The 6,690-nt window shown below is 65.8% G+C and carries 8 protein-coding genes; 6 read left to right on the forward strand and 2 right to left on the reverse strand.

Annotated features, from left to right (window positions below):
- The first annotated feature begins 60 nt into the window (after positions 1–60).
- Together QOJ24_RS17700 and QOJ24_RS17705 are read left to right on the forward strand one after the other, a co-directional pair.
- Complete coding sequence (locus QOJ24_RS17700; protein ID WP_526263497.1) at positions 61–978, forward strand: helix-turn-helix domain-containing protein; 918 nt, start codon at positions 61–63, stop codon at positions 976–978.
- Between the two features lies 1 nt (position 979).
- Entirely contained in the window at positions 980–1,501 is a 522-nt protein-coding gene (locus tag QOJ24_RS17705; protein ID WP_526263499.1) for a dihydrofolate reductase family protein, read from the forward strand.
- Here QOJ24_RS17705 and QOJ24_RS17710 read toward each other — a convergent pair.
- On the reverse strand, positions 1,498–2,073 hold the full coding sequence (locus tag QOJ24_RS17710; RefSeq protein WP_526263515.1) for a TetR/AcrR family transcriptional regulator: 576 nt from the start codon (positions 2,071–2,073) through the stop codon (positions 1,498–1,500). The genes QOJ24_RS17705 and QOJ24_RS17710 overlap by 4 nt on opposite strands.
- A gap of 62 nt (positions 2,074–2,135) precedes the next feature.
- A complete protein-coding gene (locus tag QOJ24_RS17715; RefSeq protein ID WP_526263501.1) occupies positions 2,136–2,273 on the reverse strand; it encodes a hypothetical protein in 138 nt (45 codons plus the stop codon).
- Between the two features lie 226 nt (positions 2,274–2,499).
- On the opposite strand from QOJ24_RS17715, the gene QOJ24_RS17720 reads away from it, so the two are divergent.
- From QOJ24_RS17720 to QOJ24_RS17735, 4 genes are all read left to right on the forward strand, one after another.
- Positions 2,500–3,300, forward strand: a complete 801-nt coding sequence (locus tag QOJ24_RS17720) for an enoyl-CoA hydratase/isomerase family protein (protein ID WP_526263503.1) — start codon at positions 2,500–2,502, stop codon at positions 3,298–3,300.
- A 41-nt stretch (positions 3,301–3,341) separates the two neighbouring features.
- Complete coding sequence (locus QOJ24_RS17725; protein ID WP_526263505.1) at positions 3,342–5,177, forward strand: acyl-CoA dehydrogenase C-terminal domain-containing protein; 1,836 nt, start codon at positions 3,342–3,344, stop codon at positions 5,175–5,177.
- Positions 5,177–5,635 carry a MaoC family dehydratase gene (locus QOJ24_RS17730; protein WP_526263507.1) on the forward strand — a complete coding sequence of 153 codons (459 nt, stop codon included), beginning with the start codon at positions 5,177–5,179 and terminating at the stop codon, positions 5,633–5,635. The genes QOJ24_RS17725 and QOJ24_RS17730 overlap by 1 nt, the downstream gene beginning before the upstream one ends.
- A 127-nt stretch (positions 5,636–5,762) precedes the next feature.
- A partial coding sequence (locus tag QOJ24_RS17735) for a DUF222 domain-containing protein (RefSeq protein ID WP_526263509.1) occupies positions 5,763–6,690 on the forward strand: 928 nt, incomplete at its 3' end.

Genomic DNA, 6,690 nt, shown 5'->3' on the forward strand with positions numbered 1-6,690 from the left:
GGCGGTCGCAGCAGGAATTGTCATGTCCATCCCGGCGGCCGGCGACCATACTCGGTGAACGTGACCGATCCCGCCCGCCGCGACCGCCTGCGCGAACTGCTCGACGCCGTCGTGGACGCCGACAACGCGGGCGTTGGCGACATGGCGCGGAGCAGTTTTGCGTCGGAGTTCCACTTCACCCGCGAGGTGCGCAGGCTGACCGGGGAGCCGCCGGCGGCACTGCGCCGCCGGATCATGCTCGAACGCGCGGCGTGGCGATTGCGCGGCGGCGAACCGGTGTCGGCGGTCGCCGCCGATGAGGGCTGGTCGTCGGCCGAGGTGTTCTCGCGGGCGTTCCGCCGGACATTCGGCGTGCCGCCGTCGAAGGCAACCGACATCTCGTTCCGGCTGCCCGCACCCAACGGTCTGCATTTTCATCCGCCGCAGTCCCTGTGGCTGGACAGCGCCGGCGACACGAAGGAGCCCGACGTTTCACAGCTCATGGTTGCGCACGACATCGCCGACACCGCCTACCTGATCAGCGAGGCGACCAAGCTCTCGAAACAGCAATGGCTGGAGGAGATTTCGCCCGGGCAGGTAGTCCTCGACTGGGACGGCGCCGAACCGAGTGTGGGCGCGGTGCTCGGCGCGGTCGTCTGGACGAAGGAGGTCTGGATGGCGACGATCAGGGGACACGACTTTCCGGGCCGCGAGTCCACCCGACCGGAGTCGACCACGCCCGCGCGGCTGGCCGCACACCACGAAGAACTCGGGAACCGGTGGAGCGCAATGGTATCCGATTATGCCGCGCAAGGGCGCCTCGGCGACACGATCATCGACGCGCTGTGCGATCCGCCGGAGTCGTTTCAGCTCTACGGCATCATCGCGCACGTACTGACCTATTCCGCACACCGTAGGCAGCTGGCCCGCACGATGTTGGCACGTCACGGGGTCGACACCCGCACGGGTGACCCACTCGACTGGATGAGAGGCAACTGACATGGCGACGATCTATTACACGGCGTCCAGCATCGACGGGTATATCGTCGACGACCGGGAAAGCCTGGACTGGTTGATAACCCGCAACATCGACGCCGACGGCGCCTTCGGCTATCGCGCCTTCAGCAATTCGGTCGGGGCGCTGGTGATGGGGGCGACGACGTACGAGTGGATCCTGGCCAACGACCCCGACGAGTGGCAGTACAAGCAGCCCACCTGGGTGCTGACCCACCGACCGGATATCGTCCGGGCAGGCGGCGGTGTGCGGGCCTTCGACGGTTCTGTGACCGAGCTGCACCCAATGCTGGTGCAGGCGGCGGGTTATCAGGACGTCTGGGTCGTCGGCGGTGGCGATGTGGCCGCACAGTTCGCCCAAGCCGGTCTGATCGACGAGATGATCGTCAGCTACGCCCCGTGCACGCTCGGCACCGGTGGGCGGCTCATGCCGTCGCATACGGAGTGGACGCTGACCGAGTCGGCCGTCAACGGCGACTTCGTCTGCGCGAGGTGGGGGAAGGCTTAGCGGTCGCCGGTCGGCACGCCGTTACGGCGAACGAATTCGCGTGACTTGATGAGGAATTCCATCTGCGACGCGACTTGACGCAGTGGCTCGGCATTGCGGATAGAACGGCACAGCACGACGGCGCCCTCCAATGATGCGATGCACGTGACGGCAAGTGACTCGGCATCCGCGGCGTCGAAATCGTCGGCGACGAACGCGCGCGTCAACGCATCGCGCCAGCGTCCGAAGATGTCGCTCGCGATGGAGGCCAACTCGGCGTCGTCGCTTGCGCAACCGATCGCGGCGGCGACGACGGGGCAGCCTGCTCCGAAGTCGCTCTCCTGCAGGGTCCGCTCCCAGAACTGGATGAAACCGCGGACGAGCGGCAGCGCACCTCGCTCGGCGGCGGCGTCGATGCTTTCGGCGATGGTGTCCCCGGCCCAGCGCAGCGCCTCGGCCAGGATCTGATTTCTGCCTTCTGGGAAGTGGTAGTAGACCGACCCCCGTGGCGCGCCGCTGCGGGCCAGCACCTCGTCGATCGTCACGCCTGCGGCGCCGCGCTCACGCATCACCTCGGCGGCGCTGATCAGCATGTTGCGCCGCGTGGACCCACGCTTGGTGCGCGTCTTGGTTGACGGCACGGTCTGGAGCGTTTTCACGCAGCCTGCTGGTTGCGCAACTGCGCCGGACGCCAACCCACGGTTCGGGTGGCGAACTGGTACAGCCGCTGACGACGATCAGGCACGCGGTGGGTGAACTGCCTGCCGGCGAAGTTGAGCTCGATAACCCACATCGGGTGCCTCCTACAAAAGAGCCGGCGCCGTTGCCGGCCCGCGGATTATGGTTCTCATCATAGAACTGATCAGACGATGGTGCAATTCCCTGGTCCGGCAATTCGACCCGTTTCCGCAGGTAAACATCGGGTAAACAGGTGTCAAGTTGCTGGTCAGGAGTTCGGCGCGGCTAGAGCGAAACTATGGGATATTGCATAATCGGCTGCGACGCGCTTCACTCGGCTGATGACAGCACCGGATCTGACCCTGGCCACCGTCACACTGGAACGCGATGGCCACGTGCTTGCCATCGGACTCAACCGGCCCGACAAGCGCAACGCGTTCAACCTGGCGATACTCGCGGATTTGTCCCGCGCGTACGCGCTGCTGGAGTCCGACGACTCCCTACGTGCGGGTGTCCTTTTCGCACACGGCGACCACTTCACGGCAGGCCTCGACCTGGTGGACGTCGGACCCAACATCATCAGCGGAGAATTGCCGTTCCCCGACGAGGGTCGCGATCCGTGGCGTCTGGACGGCACTTGGACAAAACCGATCGTCGCCGCCGCGCACGGCTGGTGCATGACGCTGGGCATCGAATTGCTGCTGGCCGCCGACATTCGAGTGGCCTCCGCCGATACCCGCTTCTGCCAGATGGAGGTGCGTCGCGGAATCTACCCGTTCGGCGGCGCCACCATCCGGCTGCCGCAGCAGACCGGGTGGGGCAACGCGATGCGGTGGCTGCTCACCGGCGATGAGTTCGACGCCGCCGAGGCGCTGCGCATCGGGCTGGTGCAAGAGGTCGCCGCCGATGCCGCCGAGGCGCAGGCCACCGCACGCGCCATCGCGCACACCATCGCTGATCGTGCCGCTCCGCTCGGGGTCAGTGCGGTGTTGGCGTCAGCACACACGGCCCGCATGGAGGGCGACGGCGCCGCGATTGACCGGTTGCGACCGGAGATGACGAGGTTGTTCGGCACAGCCGACGCCGCCGAAGGTGTGCAGTCGTTCGTCGAGCGGCGCGAAGCCCGGTTCAGCGGCTCCTAGATCGGGTTACGCTCGGCGCAGTCGCTGCAGAAGGGCTAGCCATGGGCCATTACAAGAGCAATGTCCGGGATCTCGAATTCAACCTTTTTGAGGTGCTCGAGCTCGAGAAGGCGTTGGCCACCGGTGACTTCGGCGACCTCGACGGCGAGTCCGTTCGGCAGATGCTCGCCGAGGCGTCCAAGCTCGCCGAGGGACCCTTGGCCGAGGCCTTTGCCGACGCCGACCGGAACCCGCCCACTTTCAATCCCGCGACGCACGCGGTGACGATCCCCGAGTCGTTCAAGAAGTCACTGCGGGCCTGGCAGCAGGGCGAGTGGTTCCGGGTGGGCCTGGCCGAAGACATCGGCGGGGTGGCCGCACCCGCGATGGTCGCGTGGTCGATCAACGAGTTCGCGCTCGGCGCTCAGCCGGCTGCGTTCATCTATCTGGCCGGACCGATCATGGCGGACATCCTGTACCAAATCGGGAATGAGGATCAGCGGCGGCTGGCATCGCTTGCGATGGAACGCAATTGGGCCGCGACGATGGTGCTGACCGAGCCGGACGCAGGATCGGATGTGGGTGCGGGCCGCACAAAGGCGGTCCAGGAGGCCGATGGCACCTGGCATATCGACGGCGTCAAGCGGTTCATCACCAACGGCGACACCGACGACGTATTCGAGAACATCCTGCACCTGGTGCTCGCCAGGCCCGAGGGCGCAGGCCCCGGCACCAAGGGCCTGAGCCTGTTCGTGGTGCCGAAGTTCCTGCCCGATCTCGAGACTGGCGAACCGGGCGAGCGCAACGGCGTCTACGTCACCGGGCTCGAGCACAAGATGGGCTTGAAGGTGTCCGCGACGTGCGAGCTGACCTTCGGCCAGCACGGGGTGCCCGCCGTCGGGTGGCTGGTCGGGGACTCGCACAACGGCATCGCGCAGATGTTCAAGATCATCGAGTACGCCCGAATGATGGTCGGCACCAAGGCGATTGCGACTCTGTCGACCGGCTATCTGAACGCCTTGGATTACGCGAAGACTCGGGTGCAGGGCGCCGACATGACGCAGATGACCGACAAGACCGCACCGCGGGTGACGATCCTGCATCATCCGGATGTGCGCCGCGCGCTGATGACACAGAAGGCCTACGCCGAGGGCCTGCGGGCGCTGTACCTGTTCACCGCCGCGCATCAGGATCCATCGGCGGCCGAGATCGTGTCGGGGGCCGACGCCGGGCTTGCCGAACGGGTCAACGATCTGCTGCTGCCGATCGTCAAGGGTGTTGGCTCCGAGCGTGCCTACCAGTGCCTGACGGAGTCGTTGCAGACGTTCGGCGGATCGGGGTTCCTGCAGGACTATCCGATCGAGCAGTACATCCGCGACGCCAAGATCGACAGTCTCTACGAGGGCACGACCGCGATTCAGGCCCAGGATTTCTTCTTCCGCAAGATCGCGCGCGATCAAGGCGTTGCGCTGCAGCACCTAGTCACCCGGATCCAGAAGCTCATCGACAGCGACACCGCGAGGCCAGAACTGGCCGACGGTCGCGCGCTGCTCGCCACGGCGCTCGCAGACGCGCAGGCGATGACGGCGACCCTGACCGGATACCTGTTGAGCGCGCAGGAGAACGCCCGCGAGCTGTATCGACTCGGACTTGGGTCGGTGATGTACCTCCTGGCGATCGGGGATCTGTTCATCGGATGGCTGCTGCTCGAGCACGCCCAGGTGGCGCTCAACGCACTCGACGCCAACCCGTCCGACGGCGACCGCGAGTTCTATGCCGGAAAGGTAGCCGCCGCAAACTTTTTCGCGAAGAATGTGTTGCCGCGCCTGGCTGCCGACCGCAAGATCGTCGAAGACATGGACCTGACGGTCATGGACATACGAGAGGAAGCATTCTGATGAAGGTGATCACGTCGATCGACGATGCCGTCGCTGCTGTGGGGCAGGAACTGGGGGTCAGCGAGTGGCAGGAGATCGACCAAGAACGCATCAACGCCTTCGCCGATGCGACCGGGGATCACCAGTGGATCCACATCGACGCCGACCGCGCCAAGAACGAAAGTCCTTACGGCACAACCATCGCGCACGGATTTCTGACGCTCTCGATGATCCCGGCGCTCACCAAGGAGAATTACCGCGTCGAGAACGCGAAGATGGCGATCAACTACGGGTCGAACAAGGTGCGGTTCATCGCTGCCGTGCCGTCGGGCGGTCGAATCCGCGCGCGGTCCGAACTCATCGATGCGGCCAAGGTTGACGACAACACCGTCAACTTGACGGTGAAGAACACGATCGAACTCGACGGCTCCACAAAGCCTGCGGCAATCGCCGAGACGATCGTGCGCGTGTTGTTTTAGCCGTTTCTGTTGACCGCCACGAGGGCGTGGCGGCTGTTTGGTATCGAGTTATCCACAGTTGCTACTTCATCCACAGGTGGTCCTTGAGCTGGGACTTTCAGTCGGTAGTCTCAGTAAAATCGAAAGCATGTTCGATTCGGAGTTTTCGGCCGCCAGCGACGTTGAGCTTGTCGCGGCGATCGAGGACGGTGTGCGCCAGGAAGCGATCGCCGGCGCGCGCCGATTGGCCGCAATCGCTGAGCTGACCCACCGCCGCGTCGATCACGACGATGAGCGCGCGATGTGGGCGTTCGACGGATGGGACTCCGCGGCTGCCGAAGTGGCCGCCGCGATGAGCGTGGGGCCGCGCCGCGCGTCCAAGGAGATGCGGATCGCCGAAGCGCTGCGCGACCGGTTCCCCGCCGTGGCGGCGCTGGTCGGCAAAGGTTTACTGAGCACCCGACTCGCGGCCGCGATCACTTGGGGAACCCGACTGGTCGAAGACCCCGACGCGATCGCGATGGTCGACGCCGCCCTCGCCGAACGGGCCACCCACTGGGAGCGGTTGTCGGAGGACAAACTGCGCGAGACCGTCGACGCACAGGTCATCCGGTATGACCCTGACGCGCTGCGGCGCAGCACAACTGCGACCCGCAGCCGCGATTTCACCATCGGCGCCAGCGATGACGACGCCGAGACCGTCGCGGTATGGGGACGGCTGCTGGCCCCCGATGGCGCGGTGCTCACCCAACGGGTCACCGCCATGGTCAGCGCGCTGTGCCCCGACGATCCGCGCACCGCCGGTGAACGCCGCTCCGATACGGTCGGCGCGATTGCCAACGGAAACGACACCTTGGCGTGTCGATGCGGATCAGCGCACTGCCCGGCCGCGGGCCAAAAACCCAAGTCCAACGTGGTGATCCGGGTGATCGCCGACCAGGCCACCGTCGACGCCGCCGTTGCCGAGGCCACCGCCGACGCCGCGGCTGGAAACGGTGTGCGGAAGCCCGCGACGCCGTCGGGGTCGCCGGCGCTGCTGCTGGGCCGCGGCGCCATAGCCCAGCCGCTGTTGGTCG

The sequence above is a fragment of the Mycobacterium sp. genome (assembly GCF_032159775.1).
GTDB lineage: Bacteria > Actinomycetota > Actinomycetes > Mycobacteriales > Mycobacteriaceae > Mycobacterium.